This is a genomic window from Sulfitobacter sp. DSM 110093, assembly GCF_022788715.1.
GTDB lineage: Bacteria > Pseudomonadota > Alphaproteobacteria > Rhodobacterales > Rhodobacteraceae > Sulfitobacter.
The window spans coordinates 2,586,778-2,601,531 of sequence record NZ_CP085167.1; the positions used below are offsets into that span (position 1 = coordinate 2,586,778).

Consider the following 14,754-nt stretch of genomic DNA (forward strand, 5'->3'; position numbering starts at 1 on the left):
ATGTTCCTTAAGATTAGAAGACTTAACTATCGCCGTTCAAATGCAAGCCACTGTCGAGTGACAACACCGAACCGGTCATCAGCCGCGCACCAGTAGACAGCCAGAACACATCTGCGGCTACATCTTCAGGCTGGCCGACCATCTGCAAAGGTGCCCGCGCCTCTTGCAACTCGACCCGCGCGTCAAACACCTTCTTGTCCATGCGTTCGACAAATCCGCCAGCAATCAAAGCCGGGCAAACGGCATTTACCCTAACCTTGGGCGCCAACACCCGTGCCAAGGACATGGTCAACGTGTTGGTTGCCCCTTTTGATGCTGCATAGGCGATTGACGATCCGGTTCCCCAAATCGCCCCGTAGGACGAAACGATGACCACGCTACCGCCGTCCCCAGCCTTAAGCGCTTCTGCACAGGCCCGCACGATCTGAAATGGGCCAGCCGTATTCACGGCAGTGGTCTTCATGAAGTCATCCATCGTCAGCGCATCAAGGTCACCATGCGGAACCAACCGTGTCGTCCCTGCCGAGGAGACAAGAGCGTCGATCCGGCCAAAGGTCTTAGTGGCAAGTGCCGCCAGTTCTCTGCAATCATCGTCTTTGGTTACATCCGATTGCAATGAGATCGCTTGAACATTCGCTTCTTTGGCCTCTTCCGCCAAGGCATCAGCGGCGGCTTTCTCACTGTCGAGAAGGTAGCTGAGAACGACGTTCCAACCGTTCTGCATGAAGTACTGAGAGCAGGCGCGTCCAATCCCCGAAGCGCCACCCGTGATCAAAACTGTTTTCGTCATTTTGGCTCTCCTTCGTCGGAATGGGCAATCGCGTCTTCATAGAGACAGACCAACGCAGAAAGATCGGCCTCTAACGACACAGAACGATGTTCGCCTGCCCGGTCATATACGGCACGCGCTGCGTCGGTCAGCGGGACGTCGGCGCCTATTTCTGCTGCCAACGATTGTGCGAGCCCCACATCCTTGCGCATCAATTCGATAGCGCCCAGCCGAGGCGTAAAAGTTCGAGTTGCCATGCGAGGACCGAAAATACGCAAAGGAGCAGAATCCGCGAAACCACCTGCGAGCGCCGGAGCAAGAGCAGCAACGTCTACGCCCGCCTTACGAGCGAAGGCTGTCGTCTCAGCGATGGCGATGACATTTGCGGCGACGATCATTTGGTTGCAGATTTTTGTCACCTGCCCGCTACCCGACGCGCCCATATGTGTCACCCGCGCCGAAACTGCGTCCAACAGAGGCCCAAGCGCGTTGATACCTGCTGCCGTTCCGCCAGCGAAAACGATCAACTCACCCTTTTGCGCGGCCTCGACACCGCCGCTCACCGGGGCGTCGACCCACGCGACACCCAGCTTGGCTGCACGTTCGGCAAAGGTCCGCGATGCATCTGCCGCGCCGGTTGAGAAATCGGCGATCGCACGCGCTTTGATTGCAGGGGCTGAAAACAGACCATCGGCACCAAAGGCAACGGCTTCCACAACGTCATGGGAAGAAACGCAAACCCCGATAATATCTGCCTTCTTCATAACCTCAGCGGGCGACGCGGCGGCGATTGCGCCTTTCGCGGCCAATGTAGCCAGCGGCGTTGGAGATCTATTCCAAGCGACAACATCGTGACCTGCTACCAAAAGGCACTGGGCCATCGGCAGCCCCATGTCACCCAACCCTACAAAGCCGATCCTCATCCAATCGGATCCTTCTCCCACACGACATTGCCACTATGGGTGACTGCCCCTTTGTCGGCAGGCCCAACCGTGGCTGCATATTTCTCAAGCAATCCGCCTTTGGCGATTGTTGGACGCTCAATGCGCTCCTTTCGGCGTTGGGCAAGGGTTTCATCATCCACCTGCATGGCAAGGGTGCAAACTCCCGCGTTCGCATCGATGTCGATGATGTCTCCGTCCTTCAGCAGCCCCACGGGGCCATCGCTTGCCGCCTCTGGGCAGACATAGCCGATGCACATCCCGCGGGTCGCCCCGGAGAAGCGGCCGTCAGTGATCAATGCGACTTTTTCACCGTTGCCCTGCCCATAAATCAACGCGGTAATGCCCAGCATCTCGCGCATACCCGGCCCACCGCGCGGCCCTTCGTTGCGGATCACGATCACGTCGCCTTCGGCGTAGTCCAGCGTTCGGATCGCTTTCAAACAGTCTTCTTCGCACTCGAAGACCCGCGCCGGGCCGCTGTGGACGAGCTTTTTCAGACCAGCGACTTTCAGCAATGCACCATCCGGCGCCAGATTACCCTTGAGCACAACAACCCCGCCAGTCGGCGCAATGGCCTTCGCAGTGGGACGAACGACTTCGCCATCAGGCTTTGGGGTTTCGCAAAGCTCTTCGGCGATGGTCTTGCCCGTGATCGACAGGCATTCACCATGCAAAAACCCGCCATCCAACAGAGATTTAAAGATTGCAGGCGCGCTACCGGCATAGAATACGTCCCGCGCAAGAAAGCGACCGCCCGGCTTAAGGTCCGCGATCAGCGGCGTGCGGGCAAATACCTCGGCAACATCATCAAGGTGGAATGCAATGCCCGCCTCATGCGCGATCGCAGGGATATGCAGCGCGGCATTGGTTGATCCGCCTGTCGCAGCAACCACGGCGCAGGCGTTTTCAAGCGATTTGCGGGTGACCAGATCACGCGGCAGAGGCGCGTCGCCCTTCACAGCCTGCATCAACACTTTACCCGCACGGCGGGCCAGTGGCGCGCGCGCGGCATAGACCGCGGGGACCATGGACGAGCCCATCAGCGCAAAGCCCAAAATCTCTGAGACCATACCCATCGTATTCGCGGTGAACTGCCCCGCGCAAGCGCCTGAGGTGGGCAGGCAACTGCGGGTCATCTGATCCAGTTCTTCTTCGGTCGCCTCGCCTGCCAGAACTTTGCCAATCGTCTCATAGGTATCGACGATATTAACATCTTTGCCGCCTATTTGACCGGGCAGCGACGACCCTCCATACAAAAACAACGACGGCACGTTGCAGCGCGTCATCCCCATCATCAGGCCCGGCATGTTCTTATCGCAGCCGCCGATGCCAAAAATGCCGTCCCACTGGTGGCCGCGCACAGTTGCCTCAACACTATCGGCGATCAGATCGCGCGAGATGAGTGAGAACCGCATGCCGGAATGCGCTACACTAAGGCCATCCGACACCGAAACCACGGGACATTCATGCGGCGTGCCCCCCGCTGCGAAAACACCGGTCTTCGCGTGCTGAGCCTGATCGCGCAAACTGGTGTTGCATGGGCTCATATCCCCACCGGTATGGATCACCGCCACATGCGGGTTCGAGATATCCTCATCGTCCAGACCAAGCGCATAGAGAAAGCTGCGTGTGGTGCTGCGGATGATGCCATCACGGATGGTTTCGGAGCGAAAGCGCGGCGTTTTCATGAACGGTGTCCTAGGAAATTAGTGTGTTTAGAAGAGATGGCGGAGCGATCAACTCGTCAAAAGCGCAGGCAGCCATGTGGCCAAATCGCTCCAGCAAAGGACCACAGCCAGAATGATGATCTGGATGACGACAAAGGGAATGATGCCGCGATAGATATCTCCGGTGGTCACCTCTTTGGGGGCGACAGCGCGCAGATAGAACAGTGCAAACCCGAACGGCGGTGTCAGGAACGATGTCTGCAAGTTCAGCCCCATCACGACGGCAATCCAGACCGGATGGAACAGGACCGACCCATCAGCACCGCTGAAGGAGAAGAGCACTGGCGCCATAATCGGAGTGACGACGAAAACGATCTCTAGGAAGTCGAGGAAGAACCCCAATAGGAACATGATCAATAGCATGCTGCCCAATGCAATCCACGGCCCGCCGGGGAGACCTGTGAAGAACTCATTAACCGTTTCCTCACCGCCAAGACCGCGGAAAGCGAGGTTAAAGACCTGCGCGCCGATATAGATGGCAAAAACCATGACCGACATATGCAACGAGGCGCGCAGAATAGATGTGAGGACAGACGGCTCATCCGCTGTCTTCGACAGCCAGATCCGCCAAAGGCTTACAGCACTGCCCCAAGTGAAGGCGATCAAGCCAAGAGAGACAATAGCGATGTTGATCTTATCACCTGAGGTGATCGTAGATTTTGCGAGGCGCAGATCAAAGTTCAACACGAAGTAGACAACGATGATCGCGCCGATCACGGCCACCAACTGCGGCAGCGAAGATCGATCCGAAAGGCGTTGCCCCGCCAGCAGGATCGCACCAATGGATCCGATTGAGGCAGCCTCGGTCGGGGTGGCGACACCGAAAAGGATGGAGCCCAACACAGCAACGATCAACAAAAGCGGCGGGGCTAGCAGCAGCAAAACAGGGCCAAGCGATACCTTTTCCCCCTCGGCCACCACACTTGGCGCGCGGTGCGGAGCAAAAAGAGCTACGCAAAGGATATAGAGCACATAAGCACCGACAAGGATCAGCCCGGGCAAAAGGGCACCCGCAAAGATATCGCCGACCGAAACCGGATCAGGTGCCCAATCCCCGGCATTGCGGCGCGCAGTGATATAGGAGTTCGACAGCACATCGCCGAGAATGATCAAAACCAGCGATGGGGGAATGATCTGCCCCAGCGTGCCAGACGCAGCGATAATGCCTGTTGATAGACGTTTGTCGTAATTGGCCTTCAGCATGGTGGGCAATGAAATCAGGCCCATCGTGACGACCGTCGCGCCCACGATACCGGTGGAGGCCGCCAGCAACATCCCGACGATGGCAACAGAGATACCAAGGCCGCCCGGCAAGCGGCCAAAGATTTTGGCCATTGAGCTCAGCAAATCTGCGGCGACGCCGCTACGCTCCAATGTCACGCCCATGAACACAAATAGCGGAACCGCGACGAGGACTTCGTTTGTTTCGTCCATCAGCCCGAAGATGCGGCCAAACAAGGCCCGAAGGAATGAAAGGTCGCCCCCCGCAAAAAAGCCAACCTGAAAAACAGCGCCCAGCACTGAAAAGAGCAAACCAACACCGGCCAGCGTAAAGGCGACCGGGAAACCGCGAAGGAGCAAGACAATCGCCACCGGGAACATCAACAGGTCAAGATGTGCTATCAATCCGCTCACAGTTCATCACTCACTTCATAAATCGGGTCGCTTGAGCGCCCTGTCAGACGCAAGAATGCTTTGATCATCGTCGAGAGGGCTTGCGCGGAAACGAGCACGCAGAAAACGAGCGATAACGCCTTGAGAACATAGCGGAGCGGAATGCCATTGGGTTCGAGCGACCCTTCCTTGACCGCCCAAGCACCGACAACGTTGGGCAGCGCAGACCAGCCAATCACCAAGCAAAGCGGCAACACGAACAGCAGGCTGCCGAAAAATTCGGTTAGATCCTGCACACGTGGGCTGGCTTTGTCATACAGAATATCAACGCGGACGTTCTTGTTCCAAAGCATCGCATATGCGGTGCCCAGCAGAATGGTCATACCATGCAGGTAGACTACCCCCTCCTGAAACCACACTGCGGGAATGCCAAACAGCGTCGACGTCGAGAAAACGTAGCGGGCGATGACGACGGCAAACTGCAAGATCACCATCAACAAGATGCCCCAGCAGATCACGCGCCCGGTAAGGTCGTTCACCGCATCAATCGCGGCGGCAATCTGTTTCATGAGGTTGTCCTTTTCGCCACGAAGGCGGGGCGCAATCGCGCCCCGCCGATGCGTTTCTAAAGATTAGATGCCCCAGGCGCGGGCACGGTCAGCGTACATCTGACCTTCCAGAAGCTTGCCGCAGAACACGGCCTGCTTGAGGTACTCGACATAAGGCCCGTGAATCTTTTCAGACATCTCATCACCGTCTGGGTAGGCTTCCATCACCTCGACCGAAGCCTTACCCAATGCATCAACGACGTCATCGGGGAATACTGACGGTGTCACGCCTTCTGCGATCAACTGCTGCAAGGCGACGACGTTGTTATAGGCGAAGGCCGAAGTCGTCTCATCCGCGACAGCAGAAATGACCGATTCAACAATGACCTTCTGCGCGGGAGTGAACTCTTCCCACACGTCTTGGCGCACGATACATTCCAGACCTGCGCCCGTTTCGTGTGGGGCTGGCATATAGTAATGCGGCGCGACTTTGGCCAAGCCGAGCGCCTTGTCGTTCCACGGCCCAACAAACTCCGCCGCGTCGACGACGCCGGATTGCAACGCGGGGAAGATTTCCCCTGCAGGCAAGTTGACCGAGGAAACCCCAATCTTTTGCATGATCGCACCCCCCAATCCAGCGATGCGCATCTTCAAACCCTGCATGTCATCCAGCGAATTGATCGGCTTCTTGAACCACCCACCGGCCTGCGCCATTGAACTGCCCGCCCAGAATGGCTTGAGGTTGAACGGCCCATAAGCCTCATCCCACAGCTCCTGTCCGCCGCCATAACGGATCCAGCCTGCAAGCTCGCCTGCCGAAAGGCCGTAGGGCATGTTAGTATAATACATTGACGCTTTGATCTTGCCGGCGGCGAAATAGGGCGATGTATGACCCATTTCTGCGGCACCGGTAGATACTGCATCATTCACACCGTAAGGGGGCACCAATTCGCCACCGCCGAAATACTCGACCGTCAGCGCGCCGTCCGTAGCGGCGGTAACCTGCTTGGCAATATTTTCAGCAGCATGTCCAAGCCCGGGAAACCCGCGCGGGAATGTCCCAACCAACTTTAGGATACGTTTGTTCTGCGCCACGGCTGGTGCGGCAAGTGTTAAGGCGGCAGCGCCAAATGCGGCACCAGACAATACTGTTCTGCGTTTCATTGGTGATCATCCTCCCTGATGTGAACAAGGGAGATACGGTCGCGCACCAACCTCGTCGCACGCACCATAGGTCGAACTGATTTAGTTCCGCAATACGGAATATTTTTAATTTTGAGTTTCACTTTCTGCAACAGTTAGGGCAAACATAGCACTTCTATGCTGCGGCCCTTTCGCAGCTTTCGTTAGGTGAGGCCTTCGCATGGTAACGTTGAAACAGTTGGAAGCGCTCTATTGGATCGGCCGCTTGGGAAGCTTTGAGGCCGCCGCACGGCACTTGCAAACATCGCAGTCAACCATCACCCGGCGCATCCAAGACTTCGAACAAGTGACCGGAGCCGCCTTGTTTGATCGAACCACCCGTGTTCCAACCCTATCCCGTCGGGGCCAAGAAGCCTGCCTGCAGGCCGCGGGCATTCTGGAAAGCACAGATCAGTTGGTGGCTGGTTTGTCCTCGCCCGAGATGATCGCGCGCCGTGTCTCTATTGGCGTGACCGAACTCTCCTCCTTCAGCTGGATCCCCGACTTTATGCGTAGGGTTCACGCCACTTTTCCAAGGCTCGAACTAGACCTTCGGGTGGGGTCTGCCTTTAAGTTGCGCCAGATGCTTGTCGAGAACGAGCTTGATCTCGTGGTGGTTCCTTCCGCGCTTTACCCGCCGGGCTTTACCCTTGAAACGGTTGGCTCCTTGACGACATCGTTTTGCGCGGCACGGGGGGAATTCCCGCAAGACACCCCCCTGAACTCAGACCTCCTGACCGGAACGCCCCTGATCGCGCAGGAAAATACCCTTTTTGATCAAGTCATAGCACGCGGACCTCGCGCAGAAGGTCCTGACTTAGGTGGTGTCATCGTCGCGGACGGTCTGCTGGCAATGATCGCCTTAGTCACTTCAAACTACGGTATTTCTGTATTGCCCGATTTCATACTTGATACGGCTCCATTTTCCGCCGCGGTCAGCCGCATTTCGCCAGACCTGAAACCCGACCCGCTGGCCTATGTGGTCGCGTACTCAGAAAGCACCCGCAGCCCGGCAGTGTTGGCCCTAATTGAACTGATCCAAGAGACGTGCCGGTTTGACCAATTCTTTGCCGGAATCGCACCAGACGAACCGCAGGGTCTTGGTTCATCGCCAATATAACAGGGGCCATAGAACACGGTAAGAGCGGGTTGGGTGACACAGCAAAACAGCTATAGGCATCGGTTCTTACGGGAAACATTAACCGCAACATTGCCACAGAGGTGGTCGCGGAATTTCGGACCAGTTGCGGCATAGTCGTGAGGATTGGCTACTGCAGCGTATCTGGTGGCCTATTATCTGATAATCGCGGGCAAAGTACGCATGCTCGCCTTGGATATCTGTGTCACTTCAACGATAGCTGCGAAACACATTCAGCTCCACGGCAGCGAACCTCTCCCCCCTCTTCGATGCAGAACTTCTTGATCGCGAGGTTGCTGCGTAAAAAATTCACATCCACAGTCTCCATATTCCGCGCGCGCGCTTCAGCTAGGCCGCGATGGAACAGTGTCCGGCCATAGCCGCGCCCCTGATAGGCGTCTTCAACCGAAAGACCAATTTCAGCATGGATACCGTCAACGAAATAAAGCTCCAGTATTGCGCGCAGGGCATCATCGCATTCGATACCGAGGGTCAGGTCAGGGTTGGAGGCGTGAACCACGCGCACCAAGGCATCGTCATTGAGCCCACCCATAAACCGCAGCTTCCGCGAGGCGGGGCTAAGGCGCCGATAATGCTCGCATAGAGTCTGCTGCAAAAGCGGAAGGGGGAAGGATAGGGTCTCTGGAACGGCCGTTTGCATGATGTCTCCAATCTCAACTAAGAGATGGGAGCCCGACAAAGCCCGTAGAAGATGTATATCTGGGCATGGGAAATGCGCTTACTGCATGGGTTCTTCCGCAACCCTGTTCTACATCGCTCACCTATAGCGCGAGCGCGTCCAAAAGTGCCTCCCTTTGTGCCTGGGACTTTGGGATGGATTTTGTGAAATGTCCGCGCTGCATGATGTGGAAATGATCGGAGTTGAGGTAAGCAAATTCGAAGTTCTGCTCGACAAGTATGATTGCCAATTCACCCCGATCGCGCAGCAGCCGGATGGTGCGACCGATCATCTGGATGATATTGGGCTGGATGCCTTCGGTCGGTTCATCCAAAAGCAACACCTTAGGGCGGGCGATAAGCGCGCGGGCAATGGAAAGTTGTTGTTGCTGGCCACCAGACAAGTCACCTCCGCGCCGGGCCCTCATTTCGGCGAGGACCGGGAAAAGGTCGAATATGTCATCCGGGATCTTATGCTCAGATTTAGGAAGGCAGGCAAAGCCCGTTTCAAGGTTCTCTTCAACAGTCATGAGGGGGAATATCTCCCGCCCCTGCGGCACGTATCCGACGCCAGCTTTGGCCGACAGGGCGGCACGCCCCGAATGCAGGTAAGCCCCGTCAAGCGTGATCGTCCCGGCTGAGAAAGGGTGCCGCCCAGCGATGGCTTTCAGAAGGCTCGTTTTGCCGACCCCGTTTGTGCCCGTCACGCAGGTAACTTGGCCCACAGGTGCGCTTAATGTTATGTCATGAAGTATCTGGGACTGCCCGTATTTCAGGCTTAGGTTCTCAATCTCCAGCATCGGTGCGCCCTAAATAAACATCTACAACAGTCTGGTTGTTAGTCACATGATCAAGCGACCCTTCGGCCAGAACAGACCCTTCGTGTAGCACCGTCACCTTGCAGTTCAGGCGCCGCACGAATTCCATATCATGCTCCACCACAATCACGGCGCGGGTCTCGGCGGCCTTTTTCAAAATATCTGTGGTGTGTTCGCGTTCATGTGCTGTCATGCCAGCGGCAGGTTCATCGACCAACAACAAGCGGGGCGATTGCGCAAGCAGCATCCCGATCTCAAGCCATTGCTTTTGCCCATGGCTTAACTCTCCGGCGGGGCGTGTGAGATGGTCGGTCAGGTTGATTTCGTCAGCAATCTTTTCTAGTCGCGCGGCCCCCTCAGGGTTTTTGCGATAAAAAAGGACCGAGAATGCACCCCGCGGGTTCTTTAATGCCATGGCAAGGTTTTCGCGCACGGTTTGCGCCTCAAACACTGTCGGCTTTTGAAACTTGCGCCCAATCCCAAGCATGGCGATCTGGCTTTCCGACATGCCAATAAGAGAGCGGCTGTCATCACCAAACAGAATATAGCCTTCATCCGGCTTTGTCTTGCCGGTGATGATGTCCATAAAGGTCGTCTTGCCAGCGCCATTGGGGCCGATCACCGCGCGCAATTCCGGTTCACCGATCTGTAGACTAAGGTTCTTGATCGCCTGAAACCCGTCAAAAGACTTCGAGATTCCGGACATTTCTAATAGTGAACTCATGATTTGCGTACCAGTTTGTCAAAGAGGCCACCGATGCCCTTGGGGGCAAACAACGTGATAAGTACAAAGCTAAGACCGAGCAGCACCAGCCACCAATCGACCCAGTGGATCGTATAGACCCCCAGATTGATGCTGGGCGCGCCACCGCCCGTAAACCAACTGGACAAAAGCGAAACCACTGCCGCGCCGATCACCGCGCCGTAAAGCCGGCCACGCCCGCCGATGGCGACCCATACCGCGAGATAGATCGACGCGATGGGCGCGATTTCAGCCGGGTTGATGATGCCTGCTTGCGGGTAATAAAGCGCGCCGGCGATGCCTGCGACGGTGGCGGTGATGGTGAAAACGAAGAGTTTATAGCTCTCTACATGGTAGCCCAGAAAACGAACGCGCGATTCATCGTCGCGGATGGCTTGGATGACATTGCCCAGCTTGCTGTCGGTGATCCACGCGAAAAACAGATAGCCCAGAGCAAGCGCCAAGGCAGAGGCGAGGAAGAAGACGATAGAGACCACGTCTTGGCCGCTTTCGGCGAAGCCGGGGATGTTTTGCAGGCCCGACAGGCCGTTGTTGCCACGCAAGCCGCTGTCGTTCTGGAAAAGGTAGAGCGCAAGCGCCAGCGTCATGGCTTGGGTGAGGATCGACAGATAAACGCCAGTCACACGGCTACGAAACGCCAGCCAGCCAAAGACTAACGCGAGGGCACCGGGGATCAGCACGACAAAAGCTAATTGGATAAAGAGGTTGTCCGCAAAGGCCCAAATTATTGGGAACTCTGATGACCCGACAACGCCGAAGATCTGATTTCCGATAGCGTCTGATATCTCCTGCGGAGTTGGTGGGATAATCTGACCTGCGAGGCTTTCAGCGACGATGATTTCAGTGCGGGCATACATAAGCCACATGCCAATAGCGTAACCCCCGATCCCGAAAAAAGCGAAATGACCAAGGCTAAGAATGCCACAATAGCCCCAAACGACATCCATCGCGATGGCAACAAGGCAAAGGCACAGGGTTTTGCCCAGTGTTTTGATGAATGAGGTCGAGATGAGCCCCGCGCCGGTGGCTTCCGACATCACCGCCACAATGGCTGTAAAAAGCCCGAGAGCGCCGAGAAAGTAGAGGACCGAAGGATTGCGCCCGATGAATGACCTTTGTTCGTTGTGCGTCTGGGTCATGGCTCAATCCGCCGCTGCACGGCCTTTGGGGGCGACAATGCCCTTGGGCCGAAATTGAATGAACAAGATGATGAACAGGATCATATATGTCTGTGCCGCCAGCGTGTTGGACGGGTTCAACCACTCGATCCCCTTTTGCAAGAAGCCAATCAGCCCCGCGCCAGCCAACGTGCCGAATACCGACCCGACACCCCCTACCACGACGGTCATGAAGCTTTGCACGATATAGTTCGCGCCCATCTCAGAGGTGACCTGCGCGTAAAGGCCGATGCCGACGCCCGCGACCCCTGCAATGCCTGACCCGAGCCCAAAGGTCATCATATTGATGCGATCAGGGTTGATGCCCATCGATGCCGCCATGCCAGGATTTTGCGTGACCGCGCGCACCTCTAATCCAAGGCGCGTACGCTTGAGGATATACAGCAGAACGAAGAGGAAAATCAGCGCGAGCACGAATATGGCGATGCGGATGTAACTGATTTGAACCACATCCGAGATCACAAGCGCACCCCCTAGCCAATCCGGCGATGTGAGTGGGCGGGCCTGCGTGCCAAAGATGTTCTTGGCGATTTGCTGCAAGGCGATCGAGATGCCGAAGGTCGCCAACAAGGTCTCAAGCGGGCGATGATAGAGATGCCGGATCACCAGCCGCTCCATCGCGACACCCGCCCCAAAGGTAACGGCAAAGGCAAGCGGCAGCGCGATGAGCAACGAGACCGTGTAGTCGGGAACGATGAGCTGCACGGCATAGCCGGTGTAGGCACCCATCATGATAAACTCGCCATGGGCCATGTTGATGACCCCCATCTGCCCAAAGGTAATCGCAAGCCCAATCGCGGCGAGAAAGTAGATCGAGGCCAGCGATAGGCCGTCCAACGTCAAATCAAACGTCTGCGCCCAGCCGACCCGCGTTTCAACCGCGTCGAGCGTGGCGCGGGCAGCGTCAGTGATCGCAACCTCGTCCTCGTCATAGAGTTCGTAAAAGACGGCATCCTGCAAAGCAGTGTTAATATCATCCTGAGTCACCAAAGGTGGCACGGCACCGGCGTCGGCAAGCGTGCGATATGCATCCACCCGCCTTTCTGGATCATCCAACCGCGCCAAAGGGATGCCGCCGACGCGACTTTCGACTATATTGGCCTCAAGCGCGGCGCGGATTTCACCGGGAGGTACGATAGCCGGAGCGAGTTCGGCCCCAACAAGTTTTTCGTAGTTCGCGGAAGGGTCCGCCATGGGATCGAGAATGCGGGCGATGTTGCCATCGGGCTGCTGTACTGCCACGCCAGTCGTCACAGAAAGGATCTGACTTAACACCGCGCGGGCTTCGAGGGACGTGTCGGATGAAAGGCTTTCAATAGCGCGAATGCGATCTTCGGAAGCATCCCCAAATCGGGCGGTTAAGAAATTGATCAATTGCACCTTGCGGGCGCGCAAGGCCGGGTCTTCTTCCCCATTTAGTGATGCCATAAGCGGCTCAAACTGGCTGGCATCACTCCGTCGGGCAATACTTTCAAGGGCAGCGTGGCGGCGTTCTGGATCGGGATCGGACAGTTGAAACTGCACCAATGCGGTACCGATAACCCGCCGCACGCCGCCATTGGGGCGCAACTGACTGAAACCATCTGCCAAAGCAGTCGTTTCTTGGCCCGTATCAATGTTGCGCAGCGTTAGCGTATCGTCGACTTCGGTCGCGATATAAAATTGGCCTGTTGTATCGTCTTGCCAAACGCTTCGTCCCACCCATTGCTCAAGAAATGCAGGAACCTGCGACAGGCCCGAGGCCACCATGTCATCCAACAATACGCCGACCGAGTTGCGCGATGGCTTGGCTACTTCGTCGCTGTGCGTCTGCAAGATAGACTGAAGGTCTTGGGCTGAAGCGACACTGACAGATGTCAGCAAGCACATCAGGCAGAGTAGAATACGAACCATACTATATGGGACTTTCGGTCAGGGGGGAGTATTCAGAATGCTGTCGGGCACGCTCATTAGCGCGCCCGACAGTTGATATTAGTAGTTCGATGTCAGCTGAACGCAGGTCTCGGTCTCGGTATTGTACATACCGCACTCAAGCTCTTTCCAATCGGACACCAGAACAGCCGATTCAGGCAGGAAGTCCGTCCATGCATCGCCCGGAACCTCTTTGGTCTGGCTGATGATGTCGAACTGGCCGTCTGCGGTGATTTCACCAATCAAGACGGGCTTGGCGAGGTGGTGATTGGGTAGCATGACAGCCGTCCCGCCAGTAAGGTTCGGGAATTCCTGCCCATACATCGCCGCACGCACCGCATCCACATCCGTGGTGCCCGCATCGGTGACCGCATTCACCCACATATTGAAGCCAATGTAATGGGCTTCCATCGGGTCATTGGTCACGCGGTCTTCGCCCATCGCCTCTTTCCAAGCGGCGACCCATTCGTCGTTCGCGTCGGATTCTGCGGATTGAAAGTAGTTCCACGCCGCGAGGTGGCCGACAAGGTCAGTGGTATCGAGGCCCGAAAGCTCTTCTTCACCGACCGAAAATGCAACGACCGGAATGTCATCAGCCGAGATACCGGCAGCCGCCAACTCCTTGTAAAAGCCGATATTTGCGTCGCCGTTGATGGTCGAGATCACGCCGACCTGAGAGCCGTCTGCGCCCAGTTCAACCACATCCGCCACAATGGTGGACCAATCGGAATGACCGAACGGCGTATAGTTTACAAAGATGTTTTCTTCGGGGATGCCCTTATCTAGCAGATATTGTTCAAGAATGTTGTTGGTGGTTCTGGGATAGACATAGTCTGTGCCGAGCAGAGCAAATTTCTCAACGCCCAGTTCCTCCAAGAAATAATCGGTGGCAGGGATTGCCTGCTGGTTCGGGGCGGCGCCGGTATAGAACACGTTGCGTGAACTTTCTTCGCCTTCATATTGAACCGGGTAGAACATCAGGCCGTTCAACTCTTCCAAAACAGGCAATGCCGATTTACGCGAAACAGATGTCCAAGAGCCGAAGATGACATCAACCTCAGACACCGTCAAAAGCTCACGCGCTTTCTCAGCGAACAAAGGCCAGTCAGAAGCGGGGTCAACGACAACGGCTTCGATTTCGCAATCCAACAGGCCGCCTGCGGCGTTTTGCTGCGCAATCAACAACTCCATCGTGTCTTTCAATGTTGTCTCGGAAATGGCCATCGTGCCGGACAGGGAGTGCAGCACGCCAACCTTGATCGGGTCCTCGCATTCCGCGCTGGCCGCTGAACCTGCGATCAAAAGGGCAGCGGTCGCAGTAAAAGTTCGTTTGGTGGAAAATCTCATTACGGTATCCCCGTTTGGTGTGCGGAAGAGCGGAGACGCAAACATCCCAATAGGCCCAATGCTTTTCCACACAGCGTTTGCTGTAGCTGCGAATGGCTAGGTTCCTGCAAGACTATCCCGTTCGCGGCGCTCCATAC

The 14,754-nt window shown here is 56.4% G+C and carries 13 protein-coding genes; 1 reads left to right on the forward strand and 12 read right to left on the reverse strand.

Translation table 11 applies throughout. The annotated features are described in order from the left end of the window. Nucleotides 1-22: 22 nt before the first annotated feature. The 6 genes from DSM110093_RS12725 to DSM110093_RS12750 form a co-directional block, all read right to left on the reverse strand. Entirely contained in the window at nucleotides 23-790 is a 768-nt protein-coding gene (locus tag DSM110093_RS12725; protein ID WP_243265434.1) for an SDR family oxidoreductase, read from the reverse strand. After that, the gene (locus DSM110093_RS12730; protein WP_243265435.1) at nucleotides 787-1,692 is read right to left on the reverse strand and encodes an NAD(P)-dependent oxidoreductase; all 906 of its coding nucleotides are present in this window, start codon (nucleotides 1,690-1,692) and stop codon (nucleotides 787-789) included. The genes DSM110093_RS12725 and DSM110093_RS12730 overlap by 4 nt, the downstream gene beginning before the upstream one ends. Then, nucleotides 1,689-3,401 carry a dihydroxy-acid dehydratase gene (ilvD, locus tag DSM110093_RS12735; RefSeq protein WP_243265436.1) on the reverse strand — a complete coding sequence of 571 codons (1,713 nt, stop codon included), beginning with the start codon at nucleotides 3,399-3,401 and terminating at the stop codon, nucleotides 1,689-1,691. Before ilvD ends, DSM110093_RS12730 begins: the two co-directional genes overlap by 4 nt. A gap of 48 nt (nucleotides 3,402-3,449) precedes the next feature. Continuing rightward, complete coding sequence (locus DSM110093_RS12740; protein ID WP_243265437.1) at nucleotides 3,450-5,075, reverse strand: TRAP transporter large permease subunit; 1,626 nt, start codon at nucleotides 5,073-5,075, stop codon at nucleotides 3,450-3,452. Then, entirely contained in the window at nucleotides 5,072-5,623 is a 552-nt protein-coding gene (locus DSM110093_RS12745; RefSeq protein WP_243265438.1) for a TRAP transporter small permease subunit, read from the reverse strand. Before DSM110093_RS12745 ends, DSM110093_RS12740 begins: the two co-directional genes overlap by 4 nt. A gap of 63 nt (nucleotides 5,624-5,686) precedes the next feature. After that, nucleotides 5,687-6,766 carry a TRAP transporter substrate-binding protein gene (locus DSM110093_RS12750; RefSeq protein WP_243265439.1) on the reverse strand — a complete coding sequence of 360 codons (1,080 nt, stop codon included), beginning with the start codon at nucleotides 6,764-6,766 and terminating at the stop codon, nucleotides 5,687-5,689. Nucleotides 6,767-6,965: 199 nt separating this feature from the next. Between DSM110093_RS12750 and DSM110093_RS12755 the strand changes: the two genes are divergently transcribed. After that, nucleotides 6,966-7,904 carry a LysR family transcriptional regulator gene (locus DSM110093_RS12755; RefSeq protein ID WP_243265440.1) on the forward strand — a complete coding sequence of 313 codons (939 nt, stop codon included), beginning with the start codon at nucleotides 6,966-6,968 and terminating at the stop codon, nucleotides 7,902-7,904. 223 nt (nucleotides 7,905-8,127) lie between these two features. On the opposite strand, the gene DSM110093_RS12760 is transcribed toward DSM110093_RS12755, so the two are convergent. The 6 genes from DSM110093_RS12760 to urtA all read right to left on the reverse strand — a co-directional run bounded on the left by DSM110093_RS12760 (nucleotide 8,128) and on the right by urtA (nucleotide 14,617). Next, the gene (locus DSM110093_RS12760; RefSeq protein WP_243265441.1) at nucleotides 8,128-8,583 is read right to left on the reverse strand and encodes a GNAT family N-acetyltransferase; all 456 of its coding nucleotides are present in this window, start codon (nucleotides 8,581-8,583) and stop codon (nucleotides 8,128-8,130) included. Nucleotides 8,584-8,704: 121 nt separating this feature from the next. Further along, nucleotides 8,705-9,400, reverse strand: coding sequence for an urea ABC transporter ATP-binding subunit UrtE (gene urtE / locus DSM110093_RS12765; protein ID WP_243265442.1), 696 nt, complete (start codon nucleotides 9,398-9,400; stop codon nucleotides 8,705-8,707). After that, nucleotides 9,387-10,142, reverse strand: coding sequence for an urea ABC transporter ATP-binding protein UrtD (gene urtD, locus DSM110093_RS12770; protein ID WP_243265443.1), 756 nt, complete (start codon nucleotides 10,140-10,142; stop codon nucleotides 9,387-9,389). The genes urtE and urtD overlap by 14 nt, the downstream gene beginning before the upstream one ends. Then, on the reverse strand, nucleotides 10,139-11,320 hold the full coding sequence (gene urtC / locus DSM110093_RS12775) for an urea ABC transporter permease subunit UrtC (protein WP_243265444.1): 1,182 nt from the start codon (nucleotides 11,318-11,320) through the stop codon (nucleotides 10,139-10,141). The genes urtD and urtC overlap by 4 nt, the downstream gene beginning before the upstream one ends. A gap of 3 nt (nucleotides 11,321-11,323) precedes the next feature. After that, nucleotides 11,324-13,252, reverse strand: coding sequence for an urea ABC transporter permease subunit UrtB (gene urtB, locus DSM110093_RS12780; protein ID WP_243265445.1), 1,929 nt, complete (start codon nucleotides 13,250-13,252; stop codon nucleotides 11,324-11,326). A gap of 78 nt (nucleotides 13,253-13,330) precedes the next feature. Further along, a complete protein-coding gene (gene urtA, locus DSM110093_RS12785) occupies nucleotides 13,331-14,617 on the reverse strand; it encodes an urea ABC transporter substrate-binding protein (RefSeq protein ID WP_243265446.1) in 1,287 nt (428 codons plus the stop codon). Between the last annotated feature and the right edge of the window lie 137 nt (nucleotides 14,618-14,754).

Excerpts from the sequence above, each read along its gene's own strand:
- DSM110093_RS12760 (WP_243265441.1), bottom strand. The coding sequence starts at position 8,583 with ATGCAAACGGCCGTTCCAGAGACCCTATCCTTCCCCCTTCCGCTTTTG.
- DSM110093_RS12755 (WP_243265440.1), top strand. The coding sequence starts at position 6,966 with ATGGTAACGTTGAAACAGTTGGAAGCGCTCTATTGGATCGGCCGCTTG.
- DSM110093_RS12725 (WP_243265434.1), bottom strand. The coding sequence starts at position 790 with ATGACGAAAACAGTTTTGATCACGGGTGGCGCTTCGGGGATTGGACGC.
- urtC (WP_243265444.1), bottom strand. The coding sequence starts at position 11,320 with ATGACCCAGACGCACAACGAACAAAGGTCATTCATCGGGCGCAATCCT.
- DSM110093_RS12750 (WP_243265439.1), bottom strand. The coding sequence starts at position 6,766 with ATGAAACGCAGAACAGTATTGTCTGGTGCCGCATTTGGCGCTGCCGCC.
- urtD (WP_243265443.1), bottom strand. The coding sequence starts at position 10,142 with ATGAGTTCACTATTAGAAATGTCCGGAATCTCGAAGTCTTTTGACGGG.
- urtE (WP_243265442.1), bottom strand. The coding sequence starts at position 9,400 with ATGCTGGAGATTGAGAACCTAAGCCTGAAATACGGGCAGTCCCAGATA.
- urtB (WP_243265445.1), bottom strand. The coding sequence starts at position 13,252 with ATGGTTCGTATTCTACTCTGCCTGATGTGCTTGCTGACATCTGTCAGT.
- DSM110093_RS12730 (WP_243265435.1), bottom strand. The coding sequence starts at position 1,692 with ATGAGGATCGGCTTTGTAGGGTTGGGTGACATGGGGCTGCCGATGGCC.
- DSM110093_RS12745 (WP_243265438.1), bottom strand. The coding sequence starts at position 5,623 with ATGAAACAGATTGCCGCCGCGATTGATGCGGTGAACGACCTTACCGGG.
- ilvD (WP_243265436.1), bottom strand. The coding sequence starts at position 3,401 with ATGAAAACGCCGCGCTTTCGCTCCGAAACCATCCGTGATGGCATCATC.
- urtA (WP_243265446.1), bottom strand. The coding sequence starts at position 14,617 with ATGAGATTTTCCACCAAACGAACTTTTACTGCGACCGCTGCCCTTTTG.